Source organism: Pandoraea pulmonicola, from assembly GCF_000815105.2.
Taxonomy (GTDB): domain Bacteria; phylum Pseudomonadota; class Gammaproteobacteria; order Burkholderiales; family Burkholderiaceae; genus Pandoraea; species Pandoraea pulmonicola.
The window spans coordinates 4,149,887-4,170,534 of the sequence record NZ_CP010310.2 but is presented as its reverse complement, the minus strand read 5'-3'; the positions used below and the strand labels follow the sequence as shown (position 1 = coordinate 4,170,534).

General features: G+C 63.8%; 16 protein-coding genes. 10 read left to right on the top strand and 6 right to left on the bottom strand.

The features are described from left to right. The first annotated feature begins 2 nt into the window (after positions 1-2). Both nrdR and RO07_RS17700 read left to right on the top strand, forming a co-directional pair. Positions 3-485, top strand: coding sequence for a transcriptional regulator NrdR (gene nrdR, locus RO07_RS17705; protein WP_039404492.1), 483 nt, complete (start codon positions 3-5; stop codon positions 483-485). A 923-nt stretch (positions 486-1,408) separates the two neighbouring features. Then, positions 1,409-5,110 carry an autotransporter family protein gene (locus RO07_RS17700; protein WP_039404490.1) on the top strand — a complete coding sequence of 1,234 codons (3,702 nt, stop codon included), beginning with the start codon at positions 1,409-1,411 and terminating at the stop codon, positions 5,108-5,110. Positions 5,111-5,227: 117 nt separating this feature from the next. On the opposite strand, the gene RO07_RS17695 is transcribed toward RO07_RS17700, so the two are convergent. After that, a complete protein-coding gene (locus RO07_RS17695) occupies positions 5,228-6,292 on the bottom strand; it encodes a porin (RefSeq protein WP_039404488.1) in 1,065 nt (354 codons plus the stop codon). Between the two features lie 475 nt (positions 6,293-6,767). Further along, on the bottom strand, positions 6,768-7,715 hold the full coding sequence (locus RO07_RS17690; RefSeq protein WP_039404487.1) for a LysR substrate-binding domain-containing protein: 948 nt from the start codon (positions 7,713-7,715) through the stop codon (positions 6,768-6,770). A 302-nt stretch (positions 7,716-8,017) separates the two neighbouring features. On the opposite strand from RO07_RS17690, the gene RO07_RS17685 reads away from it, so the two are divergent. From RO07_RS17685 to RO07_RS17670, 4 genes are all read left to right on the top strand, one after another. Further along, positions 8,018-8,923 carry a VOC family protein gene (locus RO07_RS17685; protein WP_039404484.1) on the top strand — a complete coding sequence of 302 codons (906 nt, stop codon included), beginning with the start codon at positions 8,018-8,020 and terminating at the stop codon, positions 8,921-8,923. 101 nt (positions 8,924-9,024) lie between these two features. After that, positions 9,025-9,906 carry an NAD(P)-dependent oxidoreductase gene (locus RO07_RS17680; RefSeq protein WP_039404481.1) on the top strand — a complete coding sequence of 294 codons (882 nt, stop codon included), beginning with the start codon at positions 9,025-9,027 and terminating at the stop codon, positions 9,904-9,906. Between the two features lie 88 nt (positions 9,907-9,994). Then, on the top strand, positions 9,995-11,509 hold the full coding sequence (locus tag RO07_RS17675) for an aldehyde dehydrogenase family protein (protein WP_039404478.1): 1,515 nt from the start codon (positions 9,995-9,997) through the stop codon (positions 11,507-11,509). A gap of 422 nt (positions 11,510-11,931) precedes the next feature. Beyond that, entirely contained in the window at positions 11,932-13,299 is a 1,368-nt protein-coding gene (locus RO07_RS17670) for a DUF3100 domain-containing protein (protein ID WP_052266688.1), read from the top strand. A 99-nt stretch (positions 13,300-13,398) separates the two neighbouring features. Here RO07_RS17670 and RO07_RS17665 read toward each other — a convergent pair whose 3' ends face one another. Next, a complete protein-coding gene (locus tag RO07_RS17665; protein WP_052266687.1) occupies positions 13,399-14,217 on the bottom strand; it encodes an AraC family transcriptional regulator in 819 nt (272 codons plus the stop codon). 246 nt (positions 14,218-14,463) lie between these two features. Between RO07_RS17665 and RO07_RS17660 the strand changes: the two genes are divergently transcribed. From RO07_RS17660 to RO07_RS17645, 4 genes are read left to right on the top strand one after another with little or no spacing between them, the layout of a single operon-like run. Further along, a complete protein-coding gene (locus RO07_RS17660; RefSeq protein WP_218026556.1) occupies positions 14,464-16,341 on the top strand; it encodes an FUSC family protein in 1,878 nt (625 codons plus the stop codon). Positions 16,342-16,345: 4 nt separating this feature from the next. Then, positions 16,346-16,555 carry a DUF1656 domain-containing protein gene (locus tag RO07_RS17655; RefSeq protein WP_039412693.1) on the top strand — a complete coding sequence of 70 codons (210 nt, stop codon included), beginning with the start codon at positions 16,346-16,348 and terminating at the stop codon, positions 16,553-16,555. A 1-nt stretch (position 16,556) separates the two neighbouring features. Beyond that, positions 16,557-17,441 (top strand): efflux RND transporter periplasmic adaptor subunit, encoded by an 885-nt coding sequence (locus tag RO07_RS17650; RefSeq protein ID WP_039404476.1) that lies wholly within the window; start codon positions 16,557-16,559, stop codon positions 17,439-17,441. Further along, a complete protein-coding gene (locus tag RO07_RS17645) occupies positions 17,438-18,928 on the top strand; it encodes an efflux transporter outer membrane subunit (RefSeq protein ID WP_039404473.1) in 1,491 nt (496 codons plus the stop codon). Before RO07_RS17650 ends, RO07_RS17645 begins: the two co-directional genes overlap by 4 nt. 84 nt (positions 18,929-19,012) lie before the next feature. Here the strand turns inward: RO07_RS17645 and RO07_RS17640 are convergent, their stop codons facing one another. The 3 genes from RO07_RS17640 to RO07_RS17630 form a co-directional block, all read right to left on the bottom strand. Beyond that, on the bottom strand, positions 19,013-19,579 hold the full coding sequence (locus RO07_RS17640) for an EF-hand domain-containing protein (protein WP_160118103.1): 567 nt from the start codon (positions 19,577-19,579) through the stop codon (positions 19,013-19,015). A gap of 128 nt (positions 19,580-19,707) precedes the next feature. Next, positions 19,708-19,965, bottom strand: coding sequence for a glycine zipper 2TM domain-containing protein (locus RO07_RS17635; protein WP_039404469.1), 258 nt, complete (start codon positions 19,963-19,965; stop codon positions 19,708-19,710). Positions 19,966-20,047: 82 nt separating this feature from the next. Further along, positions 20,048-20,464: a hypothetical protein gene (locus tag RO07_RS17630; RefSeq protein ID WP_039404467.1), complete on the bottom strand. Its 417-nt coding sequence runs from the start codon at positions 20,462-20,464 to the stop codon at positions 20,048-20,050. Between the last annotated feature and the right edge of the window lie 184 nt (positions 20,465-20,648).

Here is a 20,648-nt window from a genome sequence, read left to right as displayed (position 1 = left end):
GCATGCGCTGCCCGTTCTGCCGGCACGACGACACGCAGGTCATCGACTCGCGTGAAGCGGAAGACGGCGCTGCCATCCGGCGGCGCCGGAAATGCCCGTCGTGCGACAAGCGATTTACCACGTACGAGCGCGTCGAGCTCGCGATGCCGGCCGTCGTCAAGAAAGATGGCAGCCGCGCCGAGTACGACCGCACGAAGGTGCGCGCGAGCATGCAGTTGGCGATTCGCAAACGCCCCGTGAGCGCCGAAGCGATGGATGCCGCGATCGCGCGCATCGAATACAAGCTGCTGGCCGGCGCGGAGCGCGAAGTGATGAGTCAGCGGATTGGCGAGTTGGTCATGCGCGAACTCAAACGGCTGGACAAGATCGCGTATATCCGGTTCGCGTCGGTGTATCGCAGCTTCGAGGACATCGCCGAGTTCCGCGACGTGCTCGAGGAGATCGACAGCACGGACCTCAAGCCGAAGCGCAAGCCGGTGGGGTGATGTGGACGCACGTGTGAGGGATCGCCGGAGGCTGTAAAGCCTGCCGCTGCGAAGACAGACGGAAAACCCGTCGTGCCTGAAAGGGCGCGGCGGGTTTTTTTATGGGTGCGCGCGAGGGAGAGAACGAGGGCGGGCCGTTTCCCGATGTTTATTGGTCAACGTTGTTTGCGTACATCAATATTTATAGTTTGGGATATTGCTGTTGAGTTTCTAAAAATTTTTGGGAAATTTCAATTGTTTAAAGCGTTATTTGATTGTGAAAATTCGCAATTTAAATATTCCGTAGTCTTTGAGTTAAGTATCAAAAATAGGTGATTTTGAGTTTGATTCGATAGTCCGCCTTTTAGAATTCGTGAGCCTTGACGCAGGTCGTAGTGCCGTGTCTGGAGTGCGATGGGAAAAAGCTCATCGTTTTCACGAATTAACTTATGGATTATCGAATGCAAAAGGTTTATCCGAAGTCGAGCGCCCTGCGTCAGACGAAGATTTGCATGGCCGCAGCGGCCGTGGTGACGATGGCTGCGCTGCCGGGGTATGCAGTGGCGGACAGCGAGGAACAGTGGCAGACGGAGAGAAGAGAGCGACTTGAGGCGCTGAAGTTGGACGGTACCGGTCCGATTGCGAAGGCAACTGATGAGATAGCGGCTAAAGAAGCCCTGCGCGACAATGCAAATAATTTCTCCGAAATTGCCAAGGAAATTCGAGATGCATTGGCGAAAGGCGATTCGGAAGAGCAATTTAATGCTCTTAAGGCGGTGAAAGATAACCAACTCAAGGCGGAGCATAAGCGTGTAAAAGATCTGAGGGACGATGAAGGAAATCCAATCACAATTCATTCCTCTGACCTCTCAAAGCTTGAGGAGTTGGTCGAAAAAATAGAAGACATCAGTGCTCATACCGAAATCAACTCAAAGAAGGGGGCCGTGGACACGCTGGTGAAGGACGAAACCGTCAATACCGCGATTGCAGATGCAAAGAATGCGCTCACTAAGGCGGAGCAAGCGTTGGCACTGCTGAACCGCAAGGTCGCCGTGTTCGAAGGTGTGGAAAGCAAGGACGCTTCGGACAAGCTCAAAAGTACGTTCATCCTCGACGCCAACGCTGCCTCTGCTGACAAGAACGGTACCGTTCTTTCGTGGAACGACATAAACCTGAAGACTTTTGCTGACGAAGCTGCGGCTGGCGCCTCTGGTCACGCCAAGATCGTCGAAACTGCGACGCTCGAACTCGGCAGCTTCTCCGGTAGCGAGTCCGACGCCATTCACGGCGCGGCAGCTGATGGCAGCGGCGTAAAAACGCGTTCCATCGACACCCTTCGCGTCCTCGCAGACGCCGATCACAAAGTTCACGTCGCCGATGGCGTGCTGAAGATGAAAACGGGGATCGAAGGCAGCGGCAAGATTGCGATCGACGTGGGTGCGAAGGGCGAGCTGAATTTCCTGGCGGAAGGCACGGGGATTGACGCCAGCGCCGAGAATGTGACGTTGAAGGCGCACAAAGCGACGGGGAGCACGGAAGCGGCCGGAAAGATCACTTTCGGCAAGGGCACTAGCGCCGGAAAGGCGATGATCGAGCTCGCCAATGGTGGTGAGCTGACCTTCAATGAAGGTGCCAGCGCGGGGGAAAGCAAGATCGCGGTCGGCAGCGAAGTCACGCAGGATGAGGTTGATGCGGCGGCACGCGAGTCTACTCCCCGCACGCTTACCAAGAGTGACGCCGGCAAACTGGTGTTCCAAAAGTCTTCCGCGGGCAGCGCCACGATCGTCAACGAAGGCAAGGTGGAATTCAAGGCGGCGAATCTCGACAACGCTACGTTGAAGAACGAGGCCAAGGGTACCGTGACGATCTCGGGCGTGACAGAGAAGAACGGTGAAGGCGAAGACGTGACCACCAAGTCGCTTGGGGGCACGGCGCTCGTCACCAACCACGGCACATTGACGGCGACGGACATCGACCTGCAAGGCCTGACGTTGACGAACGACGGCGGTACCGCGAGTATCACGAAGGCAGAAGGTGGTGAGGTCATACTGGTCAACAGCGGCCAGAATGGCAAGCTTGACGTGAGCGAAACAAAGGTCACCGACCTGTCTCTGGCCAACGCCGCGACCACGACGCTTACGAAGGTCAATGCAACTGGCGCCGATGTCGCTAACGCGGCGGGCGGTACGCTGACGATCGGCGAATCGAAGTTTGGCACGATGAACCTCGACAATACCGCGACCGTGGCGTTCATGTCGGTCGATGCAGCTGTCGGCAATGCCGGCAAAGCAGAGGGCGGCAAGCTGACGATCAATGAAGCGGAGTTTGGCACGCTGAACCTCGCCAACGCCGCGTCCGCAACGCTCTCGGACGTGAAGGCGGACGCTGCGAAGGTCGTCAACGCCAACGGCGGCACGTTGAACGTCAGTAAGGCCAAGCTCGGTGACCTGACTCTCACCAACACCGCCTCCGCAACGCTTACGAATGTGACGACGGACGCCGCCACGGTCGCAAATGCGGCAGACGGCAAGTTGAATATCGTCAATTCGCAACTCTCCGGGCTGCGACTGGCGAACGAAGGCAGCGTCACGATGAGCGGCACCACGACTGCGGACAACGCCGTGATCCGACTCACTTCCGGTTCGCTGGACGTCTCGGGTCTCGACGCGGGCGAGAGCGGCACCAAGCTCGGCATCGGTTCGCTGTCCGGCAACGGCGACGTCATCGCCGGCAACACGGCGCTGACGATCGGCTCGCTGAATCAGGACGATGTCTTCGGCGGCAGGATTCTGGCCGCCGCACCGCCCGAGACCGACGGTACCCCCGATACGACTGGGACGGACGACTCGCTCGACCCGACCGACCCGAACGTGCAGGAGGAGTCAGACGTGCCGCAGGCGTCGGAAGGTTCGAGCGATGACCCGGCAGTCTTCGCCTACTACTCGCCGACGCCACCCGCCACGCCGACCCTGACCAAGGTGGGTGCGGGCAACCTGACCCTCACGGGCGATCAGAGCGACGTCAAGTCGGTTGCCATCCAGGCAGGCAAGCTCACCGCTGCTCATCAGAACGCACTCGGCACGGGCGAGGTCGTCATCTCGCAGTCGGCGGCACTGGCAATTTCGGCGCCGAGCGTGACGGGCGTGGACTCGATCCAGAACGCCGGTGAAATCGACCTGGGGCTGAACAATCTGAGCGTCCAGACGTACCAGTCGAGTACCGGTGCGTCGATCAAGACCGTGGCCACGAAGGCGGACGGAAAGATCAAGACGGGTCTCGTCCACATCGGCAAGGACGGCGACTTCAGCAACACCGATCTTCAGATCAATCGCGATTCGTCGGTGAAGCTCAAGGACGTCGTCGGCCAGAACATTCAGATCGTGACGAAGGACGACGGCGCCACCGTCAACGACTTCAACGAAGTGAAGTTCGGCAGCGTGAACGCCGATAACGCCGGTGACGGCGCGGTGACCATCACCGAAGACAGCCGCGTCGGCTTCGTCGCCAAGAACGGTGCGTACACGGACAACGAGTACGCGGTGCTGGCCTCGGTCGATGGCGTTACCTACGGCGATGTCGTCAAGGGCAAGGTGGGCGGCAGCGTACTGACCGAGATGCTGGAACAGGAGGCCGGTTCCGCCGAGCAACGCCGTTCCGCGCGCCTGCTTTCGGGCGAATCGCTGGTGAACAACGCGTTTGCGGCACAGGGCTCGGCAACGGCGTTCCAGCGCGGCATGCAGACGCGCATGATCGCCGGCGGCGCGATGTTCGACGACAAGACCGCCAACGGCGCGAATGCCGACGGTAGCGGCGTGGCCGGTTGGGCGGCGTTCGCCGGCGGCAACACGTCGCAGCGCGGCAACGGACCGTCGTTCGACGTTCGCGGCCTGGACGGTGCGATCGGTGTCGACAAGCGCGTCGGCAACAACACGATCGTGGGTGCGTCCGTCGGTATGGGCAACCAGAACTCGAAGGTGAAGGGGCAGCCGGGCGAGTCGAAGATCAACAGCGTGAGCGTGGGTCTGTACGGTTCGCACCTGAACGACGCCAGCTGGTTCGTCAATGGCGGCGTGTCGTACACGAACCACAGCGTGAAGACGGATCGCACGGTGGCCGCGGGCGACGTGTCGGCGCGCCTGTCGGGCAAGACGAGCGGCCGGACCTTCGGTGCGTTCGGTGAAGTGGGCAAGCGCTTCGAGGTGTCGGGCATGAACATCGATCCGTCGGTGGGCGTGCGCGTGGCATCGACGCGCCTGAACGGCTTCGACGAAACGAACCGCGACGGCGGCGGCAACGACGGTCTGAAGGTCGGTGCGCAGTCGCAGACCTCGACGCGCGGCGTGCTGGGCGTGCGTCTGTGGCGCGAAGTGGCGAACCTCGGCGGTACGAAGGTGGCCCCGTCGCTGCGTCTGGCCTACGAGCACGAGTTCGGCGACAAGCAGAGCAGCCTGACCAACACGATCCACGGCGCGCCGCGCTCGTTCAACGTGAAGGGCGCCAAGCTGGGCGCGGACATCTTCACTGCCGATCTGGGCGTGAACGTGGAAGTGAAGAAGGCGCTCGACGTACGTCTGGGCGGTAACGTGAGCGTGCGCAAGGGCGAGCGCGCCGTCGGCGGCAGCATCTCGGCGAAGTATCGCTTCTAAGCGTCCCGGTAACGCGTGAGAGGGGCAGGTCAAGCCCTCGAGCGCGGTGTCGATCAAACCCGTCGTGTCTGTGAAGGCACGGCGGGTTTTTTCACGTCTGTCTCACGCGCAGCGAACTCAGAACGAATGCGAAATCCCGACGTACGCCCCGGTCTGGCCGCGTCCCGCGGGTGGATTGTCGAGCGAGGTGCTCGGAATCGCCGCCACCGAGAAGCTCTGATTGGAACTGTTCTTCACGTACGCGATGGTGCCGTAGAAGAAGGTGCGCTTCGAGAGGTTGTACGTCGTGCCCAACTCGAACATCGTGGCGTTGCCGAACCCGCCTGGCACGTTCACGTGATACACCGCCGCATTCGTCGCCCACACCTGCGTGGCCTGCCACTTCACGCCCGCCCAGTAGTGGTCGGCGCGCGTGGCGAAGTCCGGCGAGGGTGCATCGGGCGCTGCCATGTGCGTATAACCCAGCGATATCGTGAAGCGGTTCAGGAACACGTTCGCCCCGGCGAAATACTCGCGCGACGACGCGAACACGTCGGTGAAACGTCCGTTGGCGTCGCGAATTTCGTCGTACAACGCTCGCAACTGGAAGCGATCGTGCGTGTAGGTCAGTTGCGCGCCCAGCCCGCGACCGCTCGTCGGCTGTCCTGCGATGTTGGAAAACGCGTACTGACCCGCCACATCGAAGCCATGGAAGTTCGGACTCTGATAGTTGACGGTGTTGCTCGCCTGCGGCCAGTTGCGTCCGCGCACCAGCGACGCCGACGAGAAGGCCTGCTGCTGGAACGGATCGAAGTCCCACACCCCGTTACTGATGAACAGGTTGCGCCCGAGCGTGAGCTGCCCCCACGTGCGCGAGTTCAGGCCGACCAGCGCCCGACGATCGAAGAACGAGCCCGACCCGTTGTTGTTGATGCCATTCATCAACTGGAAACCGCTCTCCAGATTGAATACCGCATGCAGGCCCTGACCGAGGTCTTCGTAACCGCGCAGACCGAACAGGCTCGTTCCGTAGTCGCCGCCTTGCGCGCTCCAGCGCGATACGGTCCCGCCGTGTCCGTCCTGAATATTGTTCATGTACTGAAAGCCACCGTCCAGGCGGCCATACAGCTGAACACTCGACTGTGCGTGCGCGAACGTGCCAATACCACAAAGCAGGCTCGCTGCAATGAGCTTCGTTTTCATGGTCTGCTCCCCAGGTTGCGTTTTGCCCCGCAGCTTGTTTTGCGTGGCTATGCCCGTCGTCGTCGCGCTTCGCCCGAAAGGGGGCGAAGCGAGATGTCGTCGGAAAAACCTGAATTTTCGTTACGAGAGACGAGAAATCGGCAAGCAGGGGGGCCAGGGCAACGAACGCCACATCGACGGATGCAGCCGGTTGCAAGTGATGCCGTCACGCTCTGGTTGTCAGAGATCGTCATCATGGCAGTCCACTGGCGTTGGGTCGGCGGTGGCCACGTACCTCGGAAAGGCGAGCGTGCGCGGCCATGCGACCGGGTCTGCGGCAAAGGCGAGTCTTCCATCACGCCGGTACGCATGCTCGGCGGGACGGGCGCCTGTGCCCGGATGATTTCAGTTATATAGGAATTCCCTGTAGTGCAACATCGGGGAAAGGCTTAGTCCCCCAATTGTTGCGCGCCAACAACCAGCCGTCGGTCTCCCGTCAGGCGTTCCTGTCCGCTCCGCCGAACGCTTCCATTTTGCCCGCCAGATGCGTGAGCAGCCGGTTGGCCGCCCCCGACAGGCGCCGCCCCGCACGGGTGACCAGGTGCGCCTCGGCGCCGTTGAGGATCGGATGATCGATGGGCAGTGCGAGCAACACGCCCGCCTCGATTTCCTGCGACACGGCAAACGCCGGCAGAAACGTGGCGCCGAGGCCGGCGCGCACGTAGTGTTTGAGCACCGCAATCGAGTTGGTCGCGACCGATGCGATGAGCCGATGTTTCTCGGACTGCTCGACAAGCGCCATCAACTGACGCGTGCCGTACGCGCCGTGCATGAGCGCAAGCGGTACGTCGTATAGCGCGTCGAGCGTGAGCGACCCCGTCTCGGCAAGCGCACCCAGGCGGGTGGCGAGCGCCGTGCCGGGCGCGAGGATGGCGTGCATGGGCTGGCGCATCTGTGCGCGCGAGACGATCTTCGGCTCGGCGGGCGGGTTGTAGACGAGTCCGATGTCGGCATCGTCTTCTGCCACGAGCCGCATGACCTCGTTGGTGCCCGCGAGATCGAGCGTGAGGGTGATGTCGGGATATCGCTTGCAGAAGTACCGGAGCGGCGCGCCCATCAGGTCGCTCACGAAGCCTTCGCCCACGGCGAGCCGGATGTGTCCGCGCCGCAGGCCGCGCACTTCCTGCAACTTGGCCAGCAGATCTTCCTGGTGCGCGCGCTGCTCGCGGTAGTACTCCATGAGCAGCCGTCCGGCCTGTGTCAGATGTACGCCGCGCTTGTGGCGCTCGATGAGCGGCAGCGCCAGCTCGGCCTCGAGCAGTGCGATCTGACGGCTGACGGCCGAGGGGGCGATGTCGAGTCGATCCGCGGCGGCCCGCACCGTGCCGCACTGGACGGCCTCGAAAAGATAGGGCAGGCGGCTTTCGGTAATGGAAGGTGTCATAGCCTAAAGACTAATAATTAGAACAAAAATCTTCAAGCGTTGTCATTGAGCGTCGTTTTTTTTCAATTCACACTGCGATGCATGCGGATCGGCCCCATCGCTGGGCAACGAACCCAGGCGAGGCCCGGTGACGGTGGCTCGATTCCGCGCCAGTTTCCCGCCATGTCGCGCGATGTTCGCCGAGATGGCGCAACGCTTCAGACCGCACCCGGCAGCGCCGGAGCAGGCCGCTGGCCCGGCGTCGATCCCGGTGCCTGACGGTGGCGCTCGACAGGCGACGCTTCCCCGTTGGGAGACACACGATGATTCCTCCGCGCAATACGCGTTTCGGCATCGATCATCCATTGGTCACGGTGCACGATCATCCCCGGCGGCTCTCGCATTACGTTCGCATGGGCTTTGCTCCGTCGCCGGTGTCGTATCACCCGTGGGGTACGGTCACGTCGCTGATGATGTTCGGCGAGAACTTCATCGAGCTCATCGGCGTGGACGACGCCCGCAAATTCGGCACTCATGCCGTCGGCGATTTCTGTCTCGGACGCTACCTCGGCAGCTTCCTCGCCCGCGAGGAGGGCGTATCGCTGGTGGCGCTGCACAGCAAGGACGCACGCGCCGATCATGCGCGTCTCACGCAGGCGGGTCTGCCGACGCAAGGCGTCCTCGACTTTCGCCGCGCCATGCGCAAGCCGGACGGCACGCCCGACGAAGCCGTGGTATCGCTGGGGCTGTTCCTCGACGCGTCGCTCGGCGACGCCTCCAATTTCATCTGTCAGCAGCATCGGCCCGAATTGATCTGGGTGCCCGAGTGGCAAGCGCATCCGAACGGCACGGTCGGCATCGTCGGGGTGACGTACGTCGTGCCCGATGCCGCGGCGCTGCGCGAACTCGCGACGCGCTGGCAGCGCATGTACGGCGCGCGCCATGTCGATGTCTATGACGGCGGTGCGCTCGCCGACACCGGCTGCGGCCACCTGTTCGCGCTCTCGCAGCAGCGTGCCGAGGCGCGCTATGCCGCCGTGGGGTTGCCCATGGCGCAGGACGCGCGCACGCACGTGGTGGCGATCACGCTGCTGGCGCCCGATCTGGCGCACATCGAGACGCTGTGGCGCGAGAATGGCGTGCCCTATGGCTACAACGAACATGGGCTGGTCGTCGAACCGGAATTCGCCGGCAACGTGGTGCTGGAGTTCGTCAATCACCCGGATTGAGTTCCTGAAGTTTCCAACCGCCTGCCGGCCGGACCGGCGGGGGTAGCAACGCGGCGCAGCCCGTGGTGGCGGCGTCATCCTCGCATCAATCTGGAGTCAACATGAAAATCATCGGAGTGGTCGGACTGGGCAATATGGGACGCGGCATGGCGCTGTCGTTGCAGCGCGGCGGTTTCACGGTGCTCGGTTTCGATCCGTCGCCGGCTGCCGGGGCCGCGCTTGCCGAAGCGGGCGTCGGCCTGCGCAACTCGGTTGCCGAGCTCGCTCGCGAAGCCGACGCGCTCGTGCTGTCGCTGCCGACCTCGCAAGTGGTCGAGGCCGTGGTGAACGGCGCTGACGGCATTGCCGAGAACGGCCGCGAAGGCCTGATCGTCGTCGACACGTCGACGGCCGATCCCGAGAGCACCCGCAAGCTCGCCGTCACGCTGCGCGAGAAGGGCATTGCGCTCGTCGATGCACCGGTCTCCGGCGGTCCGAAGGGCGCACTGAACGGCGCACTGACCATGGTGCTGGGCGGCGCGGCGGAGGATATCGCCCGCATCGAACCGGTGCTCGCCGCGATGTCGGCCAAGCGTGTGCACATCGGCGACGTCGGTGCCGGCCACGTGACCAAGCTGATCAACAATCTGATGTGCGCGGCACACCTGCTGGTGGCGGGCGAAGCGATGCGTCTCGCCAAGGCGGCGGGCGTGGCGCCCGAGCAGGTGCTCGAAGGCCTGAACGCCGGCTCGGGCCGCAGCGGCGTGACGCAGACCAATTACCCGACGTGGATTCTCAACGACGCGTTCGACTCCGGCTTCACGATGAAGCTCATGCGCAAGGACGTGCGCCTGGCCATGGCGCTGGCCGAGCAGACCGGCGCGCTCGCCACGGGGCCGCTGTCGGCGGAAGTCGGCCGTCTGTGGGCCGCCAGCGCGGCCACGGTGGGCGACGACGAGGATTTCAACCGCATCGTGCAGTTCATCGAGCCGGGCCGCGCCTGAGCCCGACGCGCAAGCGCCACGCACACGAGTTTCATTTTTTGTTTGACGACACGATGCGCCGCCGCGGCGCATCGCATGGAGTGTTTTCATGGCAGACCAACAAGCCGCCGCATTGCTCGGCGCATTCGCAAAGTTCTTCCCCAACGCCACCACCATCGGTTCGTATGTGAACGGTGAACTGGTCGAAGGCACGGGCGAGACCACCATCGACATCGTCAATCCGGCCACTGGGCAAACCGTGCTGACCTATCGCGATGCCGGTGCCGCCGTCGTCGCGCAGGCGGCCGACGCCGCTCAGGCCGCGCAGAAGGCCTGGTGGGCGCTCACGCATGCGGCTCGGGGGCGTGTCATGCAGGCCGTCGGCGGCAAGATCCGCGAGAACGCCGAAGCACTGGCCCAACTGGAGTCGATCGGCGCCGGCAAGCCGATTCGCGATTGCCGCGGCGAAGTCGGCAAGGTCGCGGAAATGTTCGAGTACTACGCAGGCTGGACCGACAAGTTCTTCGGCGACGTGATCCCCGTGCCGAGCACGCACCTGAATTACACGCGCCGCGAAGCGATGGGCGTGGTGTTGCAGATCACGCCGTGGAACGCGCCGGTCTTCACTTGCGGCTGGCAACTGGCGCCGGCCATCGCCATGGGCAACGGCGTGCTGCTCAAGCCGAGCGAGCTCACCCCGGCGAGCTCGCTCGCGGTCGCCGCGCTGGCCGAACAGGCCGGTGTGCCGCGCGGTCTCATCAACGTGCTGGCTGGCTTCGGTCACACGACCGGTCAGGCCGCGATTTCGCATCCGGTCATCAAGAAGGTGGTGTTCGTGGGCTCGCCGGCCACCGGCAGCAAGATCGCCACGGCCGCCGCGCAGCGCCTGCTGCCGAGCGTGCTGGAACTGGGTGGCAAGTCGGCCAACATCGTGTTCGACGACGCCGACCTCAAACGCGCGTGCCTGGGCGCCCAGGCTGCTATCTTCTCGAGCGCGGGCCAGAGCTGCGTGGCGGGCTCGCGCCTGCTCGTGCAGCGTGGCGTGTACGATCAGATGGTCGAGATGCTCGCGCGCGGCGCCGAGAAGATTCGCGTGGGCGAGCCGCTCGACGACGCCACCGAGGTCGGCCCGATCTGCAACCGCACGCAGTATCAGCACGTGATGAACATGATCGACGCCGGCGTCGAAGGCGGCGCGCGTCTGGCTGCCGGCTCGCAACAGCGCAGCGACGGCGGCTTCTTCGTGCGTCCGACCGTGCTGGCCGATGCGACCAACGCGATGGGCGTGGCGCGCACGGAGATCTTCGGGCCGGTCGTGGTGGCGATTCCGTTCGACACCGAGGAAGAAGCGCTGGCGATCGCCAACGACAGCGAATTCGGTCTGGCCGGCGCCGTGTGGACGCAGGACGTGGCCCGCGCGCATCGCGTGGCTGCACAGGTCAACGCGGGGACGTTCTGGATCAACGGCTACAAGACGATCAACGTGGCCTCGCCGTTCGGCGGCTACAACCACAGCGGCTACGGTCGTTCCAGCGGCGTCGAGGCGCTCTACGAATACACGCAGACCAAGAGCGTGTGGGTCGAGACCGCCGCCAATCCGGCAACGCCGTTCGGCTACGTCTGATTGAGGCATCAAGCGCGGGCTTCGGTTTCCCATCGGATGGGAAGTCGAAGTCTGCGAGGCGGGAATGCACTGTCATCATGCGTGCAGTCATCCGTAACGAATCGCAAGTGCAGTGAAGTGTGCCCGGCGCCGGTCGCGAGACTCCGCTTGGCACATGCCGTTTCAGTTGGCGGGATCGCTGGCCGGAACGGCAATTTTGACCGCGTATAATGCCGCCCTTCGGGCGGTTCGGCGCGGGGCGCTGTTGCTGTCACCGAGGCGTGTCAACCTGGCGGGCGGTCTGCCGTCGGGCGAGGAAAGTTCGCCGGTTTCGACCGGACGGGCGGCGCGCCGAATTTCCTTAACCACCGAAATGTTCGCGAAACCGCCGGGCAACCGGACGGCACCGGACCGGTTCAATAGCAAGTGCAGTGGAGACCCAGATGGCAGTCATTGAACAAAACGCGGCAAAGCCGCAAGGAGGCGCCTTCAGCGATGGCGTGCGCCTGTATGTTTGGGCGATCGTGATTCTCGTGATCGCGGAACTCATCGGTGCGATCAGCATTACCGCCGGTCACGGCAAGATCGTCCTGCTGCCGATGGTCTGGGCCCTGCTGCTCGGCGCGGCGCTGGGTCTCTCGCAGGCGCGTTTGCCGCGCTTCGCGCAGATCGATCTGCCGATGCAGCACAAGGCGGCGGCGATTCTGCAGCCGGCGCTGCTGCTCTTCGTGGCCAAGCTGGGCCTGCTCGTGGGCGGCTCGCTGCCCAAGCTCGTGGCCGCCGGCTGGGCGCTGGTGTTCCAGGAGTTCGGCCACTTCGTGGGCACGATCATTCTGGGCCTGCCGGTCGCACTGATGCTTGGTATCAAGCGCGAAGCCATCGGCGCGACCTTCTCGGTCGGGCGTGAGCCGAGCCTGGCCATCATCGGCGAGAAGTACGGCTTCGATTCGCCCGAAGGTCGTGGCGTGCTCGCCGAGTATCTGACGGGCACCATCTTCGGCGCCGTGTTCATCTCGCTGTTCGCCGGTTTCGTGGCCAGCCTGAACCTGTTCCACCCGCATTCGCTCGCCATGGGCGCCGGTGTGGGCTCGGGCTCGATGATGGCCGCCGCCGCCGGCGCCATCGCCGCGCAGCAGACGCCCGAAGTCGCCAAGGAAGTCGCCACGTTCGCCGCCGCTTCGAACCTGATCACGACGACCATCGGCACGTACTTCACGCTGTTCATCTCGCTGCCGCTCGCCGTGTGGGGCTACCGCGTGATGGAGCCGGTGCTCGGTCGCATGAGCCGCCGCGGCCGCGCCAACGCCGAAGCCGCCGCCGTGGCCGATGCCGACGCCGCGAAGGAACTCAAGCAAGCCAGCAAGGCGCACACCGTCGAGATGAACTTCGGCGCTCGCCTGTTCGCCTGGGTCTTCTCGGGCACGCTGGCGCTCATCGGCAACAGCATGGCCTTCAAGACGCCGTTCCTCGACGGCGTGCCGGGCATGCTCATTATCCTCGGCGCCGTGATCGTCGGCGAAGCGCTGTACTTCATCACGCGTCGCAAGGTGCCGGCCGTGTGCTGGGTGTCGCTCGTCGCCATGTTCCTGACCTCGCCGGCCTTCCCGTTCGCGTCGGTCGTCGAGCAGTTCACGGGCAAGATCAACTTCCTGGCCCTGGTCACGCCGATGCTGACCTACGCCGGTCTGTCGGTCGCCAAGGACGTGCCGGCTTTCCGCCGTCTGGGCTGGCGCATCGTGGTGGTGTCGTTCCTGGCGAACGCCGGTACGTTCCTGGGTGCCGCGATCATCGCCGAGTTCTTCCACGTGTAATGCCCGTCCGGGCGGCGCGAGGGTAACAGCGCGCGCCGTCCCGGGCTTCGCAGGAACGAAGACTGTCCCATGTCTGGTCTTTCCTGCGACGGCAATGATTCATTCCTGGCTGTAGACGCCTGGGGATTGGCTCTGCGTGAGTGCCGCGAAGTAGCGGGTCGGTGGAAGTCCGAGTGCTTTCTTGAACATGGTGATGAATGCCGTGACCGATTCGTAGCCGAGATTTTCGGACACCCGTTGCACTGACGAGCCACTCGCCAGTTCCCGCACGGCAACAAGCAAGTGAAGTTGCTGCCTCCATCTCCCGAAGGAAAGCCCCGTCTCCTTGACGATCAGGCGCGTCAGCGTGCGCTCGCTCAATGCCAAACGATTGGCCCATTGCGCAATGGTGCTGCGATCCCCCGGATTGGCCGACAACACATCCGCCATCGTTCGAATTTTCGGATGATCGCTGATGGGCAGATGGAGCCGCTCCATCGGCAGCAATACCAATTCGTCCAACAAGACGCGCGCAAGCTGGTCGGTATGTCCGCCTCGCTCGTAATCGAGCGGGGCGTCGGCCAGGTGCAGAATCATCTCCCGCACCATGGGCGTGATGGAGAGCGTGCAGCATTGTTGCGGCAGAGCCACGATGTCCGGCTCGACAAACAGGTAGCACAGGCGCGCATTGGCCGTGGCCCGGTTGCTGTGCGGCATGTCGCCCGGAATCCACACGCCACATTGCGGCGGAACGATCCAGAGGGCACCGGCCACCGAGCAGGTGACGGCCCCATGCAGTGCCAGAATCAACTGCCCCTTGCGGTGGTGATGCACTGGGATTTCGGCGTTGTAGTCCTCGACCTGCAAGCGTCGCGCGACGGCAGGTCGATCCGTTTCATCCGGGTCGAGGTCAAAACCGGGCAGGAAAACGCGAGTCATTCGCAAATTGACCAGATTTAGCGATAAGTTGGCATTGTAGCGAAATCCAATAGGCCGCGCGATCCATACAGTGATCGCATGCAAAGACCTGATTTCACCAGCACCATAGCCTTCAGCGCAGGAACACGGAAACATCCGTGGTGGCGTCGCTTCCGGCAGCGGCGACAGTACGCACTGGCGGGAAGTCCTGCGCTCAAGCCCGATCTGGAAGCGGCGCTGTTCTCGCTCAAATGCTTCGCTGCCGCGATGCTCGGCCTGTACGTGTCGCTGCGGATCGGCCTGCCCCGCCCGTTCTGGGTGCTGGGAACGGTCTACCTTGTTTCGCAGCCACTTGCCGGCGCGACGGTAAGCCGCGGCCTGTTCCGGTTCCTGGGCACGGTCGGCGGCGCGGTGGCGACCGTGCTGCTGGTGCCGACGTTCGCCAACGAACCTTGGATATTGAGCGCCGCGCTGGCGTTGTGGATGGGCTTCTGCCTGTATCTCGGCGTGCTCGATCGGACGCCGCGTTCCTACGCCTTCCTGTTGGCGGGATACACCACCAGCCTGATTGGCTTCCCGAGCGTCGCGGCACCCGGCGAAATCTTCACGGTGGCGAGCACGCGGGTCCAGGAGATTTCGATTGGCATTCTGGCGGCCACGCTGGTTCACAGCCTGATCCTGCCGCGCAGCGTATCGCGTCGTGTGCAGGCGCGCGTTGCCGCGATTCTGGCCGATACGGAGCGATGGACGCGCGACATGCTTGCCGGCGCGCGCGACGCCGTGCTGGTCAAGGATCGCGCACGTGCCGCGATGGATTTGCTGGAACTGCACTATCTTTCCATCCACTTGCCCTTCGACACCGCTCACGGCGTCGCCCAAGTCCAGATCCTGCGGGCGCTGCACGACCGCCTGCTGACGGTGCTCACGCTGTCGAGCGCCATCGACGATGCGCAGGCCGAGTTGCACGCGTCGGCGGAAGGTGTGCCGGCGAACCTGCGCGATGTCCCGGACGAGGCTGGCGGGAAGGTTGACTGGCGCAGTCTGCTGCTCAAGAGCCTCGCCGCCGACCTGGCCGAACTGGAGATCGCACATCGCGATTGCCGCCTGCTGGAACAGCAGTTGACGACGGCCGATCCGCAGTGGATGCGCCATGTGCCGGAGCGACTGGCCACCAACGCGAACGGCCATGTCCTGCATCGCGACCACTGGCTGGCTGCGCGCAGCGCCGTCGGCGCGACCATCGGCATCCTGCTGGGTTGCGGATTCTGGATTGTCACGGCGTGGCCGGACGGCGCAACTGCCGTTTCCATCATCGGCACCGCTTGCTTACTGTTCGGCACTGCCGAGGCCCCCGCCGGCAATGTCATGCGCTACCTGATCGGCTCTTGCATCGGCGTCGCCATCGGTCTGGTTTACGGTTTCGTGATTTTCCCGCGCACGGCCGACTTCACCGGCATGGCGGCGGTTCTGGCACCCACACTGCTGGTGGCTGGCTCATTCCTGGCGAGGCCGCCTTTCATCATGGCGGCATTGGGTGTGGTGCTGACCTTTCCGATCGTCGCCGGTCTTGGCGCGACCAATGCCTCGAATTTTTCCAGTGCCATCAACGGCAGCGTGGCACTGTTTGTCGGAACCGGGATGGCGATGGTCAGCATGATGTTGTTCCAGACCCTCAACCCGAACCACAGCCGCAACCGGCTGTTCCAGGCGATGCGGCGGGACGTCGTGCGCCGTGTGGCGGGTCGCGTCACCGATGCCACGCGATGGACGAGTCGGATGCTGGATCGCATCGGTCTGCTCGTCCCGAAGCTGAACGGGCACGAACAGGCGGCGCGCATTCTGAAATCTGCCTTCTCCGACCTGCGCGTGGGCAATGTCGCCAGCGAGCTTCGCTTGCTCGAACCAACGCTGACCGATCAAAACGCTCGCACTTGCCTTGTCGAATTTCTCGATGCGCTGACCGTGTATTTCCGCACCCGTACCGCGGCCGATGCTCGCGCCTCCATCGAACACCTGCTTGAACGCCTTGATCGCGCGCGCGCAACAGCGGTTGCAGGCGGCGCCCCCGAAGGCGAGCGAATACTCGTCCTGCTTTCCAATCTGCATCGTGATCTGGTGTCACGTGTGAATGGCCTTGGAGCGTGACGCGATGGTCGGTGAAATTTCCATCGGCGGTGTTTTCGTGCCGTCTCTGCTGGCGACGTCGCTGGTCGCGCTGGTGTTGGCAATGCTGGCATCCAGATGCCTGGCGAGTTTCGGGCTCCATCGCTTGTTTGCATGGCGGCCAGTCGTGGGCCTTTCTCTTTTTGTGATTCTGTTCGGTCTGTTAATCCAGCTCGCGCACCTGTTCGAGAACTGAAATGAAGCACCTGCTCCAAACCCTTGGCCGCTGGGCGGTGACGCTCCTCCTGCTCGCCGTCGCTGTCGTCGTGGCATTGTCGATCTGGAATCGCTACGAGAAAAAGCCGTGGACGCGCGATGGCCACGTTCGAGCCGATGTCGTGCGGGTGTCGCCCGATCTGGGCGGTTTGGTCACGCAAGTGCTGGTGCGCGACAACGAGCAGGTGAAGGCCGGGCAGCTTTTGCTGGTACTGGATCGGCCACGCCTCGCGGCAGCACTGGAAAAGGCGGATGCCGCCGTTCAGAGCGCACAAGCCATGCTCAACCTCGCGCGGCGCGAATTGAAGCGCGACATTGCCCTCGGCAATCTGGTCGCCGCCGAAGTCCGCGAACAGGATGCGGCGAAAGTCGATACGGCCCTGGCAACACTGGCGCAGGCAAAAGCCGAGCATCGTGTCGCGTTGCTCAACGTGCAGCGCACCGAAGTGCGCGCCACGACGGACGGCATCGTCACCAATCTCGATCTACATCCGGGCGACTTCCTCTCGCCGGGAACGCAGGCGATGGCGTTGGTCGATACCGATACGCTGCGGATCGAAGGATATTTCGAGGAAACCAAGCTCAACTGCATCAAGGAAGGCGATACCGCCATCATCCGCCTGATGGGTGACGGCAAGGATGTGCAGGGCCATGTGGAGAGCATCGCCGCCGGCATCGCCGACGACCAACGCTCGAACAGTCACAATCTGCTGCCGGCGGTACAGCCCACGTTCTCGTGGGTGCGGCTGGCACAACGCATCCCGGTACGCATCCGCATAGACAAGGCGCAGCCGGGGACGCGCCTGATCGCCGGTCGCACGGCGACCATCACCCTCGTTCCCGACGCCGCTGGAGCCTGCAAATGAGCAGGAAAGCCCTATCCATCGGCGCGCTCGCTTTTGCGCTGGCGCTGGCCGGTTGCGTTTCCGGGCCGAATTACCGCGTCCCGGAAAACGCCATTGCCCTGTCGCCGGAAGCCAAGCGCGCCTTCGTGGCGGGCGATGATGCCGCGTATGTCAACACCAGCCTGCCGGATCGGTGGTGGGCGCTTTACGACGATGCGCGATTGAATGCCTATGTTGCCGAAGCACTGCAGGCGAACACCGATTTGCGAGTGGCCGACGCCCATCTTCGGCAAGCCTCCGCCGCCGTGCGCGAAGCGCAGGACGGACGCATGATCCAGGCGGATGCACAGGCATTGGCAACCTTCGCTCACGTTGGCGGCTACACGCTGTCGACGTCCACCACGCCGCAAACTTACGCGCTCGGTATCAACCTGTCGTATCCGCTGGATTTGGCCGGCGGCATTCGTCGCGGCATCGAAGCGGCCAATGCGAATGCCGAAGCCGTCGCGGCGGCACGCGATCAGGTGCGCGTGGTCGTGGCGGCTGCCGTCACTCGCGCCTACGTCGGCGTGTGCTCGGCGAACCGGACGTTGGCGGCAACCCGGCACGTGCTCGACGTGCAGCGCCAAACGCTCGACGCCACCCGGAAGCTGAGTGCGGGCGGAAAGGGTACGGAGTTCGATGTCAGCCGATCCAGTGCCGCCGCCAACGATAGCGAGGCTGCCATTCCCCATCTGATTGCCGAACGCCAGACGGCCTTGTTCGAGCTGGCCGCGTTGATGGGCAAGCTGCCCGCCGATTATCCGAAGGCGTTGGAGAATTGCACGCAGCCGCCGAGCCTGAAGCAGCCGATTCCGGTCGGCGACGGCTGGCAGTTGATCCGGCGACGACCGGACATTCGCGAAGCGGAACGCCGTCTGGCCGCTGCCACCGCCATGATCGGCGTGGAAACTGCACAGCTTTATCCGCAAGTCAGCATTGGCGCCTCGGCGGGCTTTGCCGATTCGTTCAGGAATCTCTTTGCCGGTGACAGCTTCGGTGCGACGCTGGGGCCGTTGCTGTCGTGGCATTGGCCCAATCGCACGACAGCCAGGGCACGGATAGATGCCGCCGGCGCCGGGGCCGACGCCGCCTTCGCGGCTTTCGACGGCGCGGTCGTGCAGGCATTGAAGCAGACCGAAACCGCGCTGTCCGCCTATTCGCGGGAAATCGAGCGCGAACGGAGCCTTGCCAAAGCGCGAGACGATGCCGCTCGCGCCAGCGAACAAGCCAACCGCCTGTTCCATTTCGGCAAGGTCGGCTTCATCGACGTGCTGTCTGCCGAAGCGGCGCTGGCGAATGCGGAATCCGCGCTTGCCGCGTCGCGCACGCAATTGCTCAACCGGCAGATCGACTTGTTCCTCGCGCTTGGCGGCGGATGGTCCGAAGCACCGAAAGACGATAGGCAAGAAATCCGCGGGAGTTCCACGGCATCCGCTTTTGACAGCGGATCAGTAGCCGCTCGTTGAGCAAACCTGACCGTCTGACTTTCTGGTGGCAGTTCACCTACCGCCGAAGCGTCTTCGTTTGCGCGTTTGCACGCCGGTGGACGTTCAGGGTTTCGTCGTCGCCGCATCGGCGCGCGCACGCTCATGGTGGTAGCGACGGAAGAAGGCGCGGATCTCGGCAGGCGAGAGCTTGCCGTCGCGGTTCACGTCGATCTCGTCGAAGTGCTGATAGAGGAACGGTTCCGCGGCAGCGGTTTCGTCGCGGCTCAGGTAGCCGTCGCCATCCTTGTCGGCTGCCTTGAAGTAGCGCTCGAAGGCGGCCCGGCGGGCCTGCAACTGGCTGCGTTGATACGCCGCCCATTCGTTGCGATCGATCCTGCCGTCGTGATTCGTGTCGATGGCGTCGAACGAGCGCTGCAGGTACAGGCCGAGGGCGGCGTTCTGATCGGCGGCGTCGCCATAATCCTGCCCCTGCGCAGGCGCGGACGGTGTGGGCGTGGAAGGCACCACGCCATTGATCGGCGCATTCGTTTGCGCATACCCGGGCAGGGCGGCGATCGACAGCGCGACGGCGCTCGCACAGAGCGTGGCGGCGGCGAGCGCCATGCGCCCGAAGCGGCGGGACCGAAGCGTTCGGAGCGACGGTTGGCGGAGTGTGTCTGAGGATGTCATGTCGCGCTTCTCCTGATTGCAAAGCCTTGATGGCGGCACGCGACGCGCAACGTGCCCGGTAACTGGTCCGGGTATGCGCCCATGCCGCAAGAGAACGACGGGCGTGCGCATGTCACGCCCGATGGCGATCAGCGGCGACGGCGGTCGTCGGTGATTACATTACCGATCACACCGCCGACCACGGCGCCACCGACGGTGGTTCCGAGGTCGCCGCCGGAGATGAGCGCGCCCCCGAGGGCGCCGACGCCCGCGCCGACTGCGGTATTGCGCGATTCGCGGGGTGTCATGCCGCCGCAGCCGGCCAGCGTGCCGATCAACGCGGCGCCAACGAGCACGGGCGCAGCACTGCGCGAGATTCGCGAGATCCATCGTTGTGTGGTTTTCATGACGTGGGACTCCTTCAAAAGGGCGTGACGCCCTGGTTCTTCGCAAGCGATGCCACGGTGCGTCGCCTGCCGCTCGGTGAAGTCAGTGTGCCGTTTCGGAACCCGGTGCCGGCGCACCTGCACCGTTGGCCGGATAGCTTTCCTGATAGGCGGGCGGCGGCGGGGGCGGTGGATAGGGACGGCCCTGCGCATCGGACGGATACGGGCGGCCATAGCCATCGGTCGGTGGATAGGGGCGCCCGTAGGCGTCGGTCGCGGGCGGCGCCGGCGGCGCGGCGTAGGGGCTGCACGGCGAGCCGGCGGGATAGGGCGGCGGGCCGCACTTCGATTGATAGGCGGGGTTCGTGTTCTCTTCGCCGCGATAGGGCAAGCGCGGCTGCGGCGGCCCCTGGTAGGCGCAGCCGGCCAGCGTTACGAACACGGTTACGAGCCCTGCAGCCGATGCGGCTTTCGCGAGGTTCTGCATCGACCGACGTCGCATGATGTTGTGCTTCGACATGTTTCGCATCCTGACCTCCTTGCGAGAGCGGTGTTGATCCCGCCCGTCGTCATCATGGATTGACACTCATTGGACGCGCGTTGCGTAAATTGGATCGGTCGATGTTGTAAGCGTTTGTAATGGCGTTTGGAGGCTTCTGTTCGCACGTCGTACCGAACTGCTTGCCATATATGATGGACTCCGA

Excerpts from the sequence above, each read along its gene's own strand:
- RO07_RS17650 (WP_039404476.1), top strand. The coding sequence starts at position 16,557 with ATGAAGCACCTGCTCCAAACCCTTGGCCGCTGGGCGGTGACGCTCCTC.
- RO07_RS17665 (WP_052266687.1), bottom strand. The coding sequence starts at position 14,217 with ATGACTCGCGTTTTCCTGCCCGGTTTTGACCTCGACCCGGATGAAACG.
- RO07_RS17685 (WP_039404484.1), top strand. The coding sequence starts at position 8,018 with ATGATTCCTCCGCGCAATACGCGTTTCGGCATCGATCATCCATTGGTC.
- RO07_RS17655 (WP_039412693.1), top strand. The coding sequence starts at position 16,346 with ATGGTCGGTGAAATTTCCATCGGCGGTGTTTTCGTGCCGTCTCTGCTG.
- RO07_RS17635 (WP_039404469.1), bottom strand. The coding sequence starts at position 19,965 with ATGAAAACCACACAACGATGGATCTCGCGAATCTCGCGCAGTGCTGCG.
- RO07_RS17670 (WP_052266688.1), top strand. The coding sequence starts at position 11,932 with ATGGCAGTCATTGAACAAAACGCGGCAAAGCCGCAAGGAGGCGCCTTC.
- nrdR (WP_039404492.1), top strand. The coding sequence starts at position 3 with ATGCGCTGCCCGTTCTGCCGGCACGACGACACGCAGGTCATCGACTCG.
- RO07_RS17690 (WP_039404487.1), bottom strand. The coding sequence starts at position 7,715 with ATGACACCTTCCATTACCGAAAGCCGCCTGCCCTATCTTTTCGAGGCC.
- RO07_RS17630 (WP_039404467.1), bottom strand. The coding sequence starts at position 20,464 with ATGTCGAAGCACAACATCATGCGACGTCGGTCGATGCAGAACCTCGCG.
- RO07_RS17660 (WP_218026556.1), top strand. The coding sequence starts at position 14,464 with ATGCTCGGCCTGTACGTGTCGCTGCGGATCGGCCTGCCCCGCCCGTTC.
- RO07_RS17695 (WP_039404488.1), bottom strand. The coding sequence starts at position 6,292 with ATGAAAACGAAGCTCATTGCAGCGAGCCTGCTTTGTGGTATTGGCACG.
- RO07_RS17675 (WP_039404478.1), top strand. The coding sequence starts at position 9,995 with ATGGCAGACCAACAAGCCGCCGCATTGCTCGGCGCATTCGCAAAGTTC.
- RO07_RS17645 (WP_039404473.1), top strand. The coding sequence starts at position 17,438 with ATGAGCAGGAAAGCCCTATCCATCGGCGCGCTCGCTTTTGCGCTGGCG.
- RO07_RS17640 (WP_160118103.1), bottom strand. The coding sequence starts at position 19,579 with ATGACATCCTCAGACACACTCCGCCAACCGTCGCTCCGAACGCTTCGG.
- RO07_RS17680 (WP_039404481.1), top strand. The coding sequence starts at position 9,025 with ATGAAAATCATCGGAGTGGTCGGACTGGGCAATATGGGACGCGGCATG.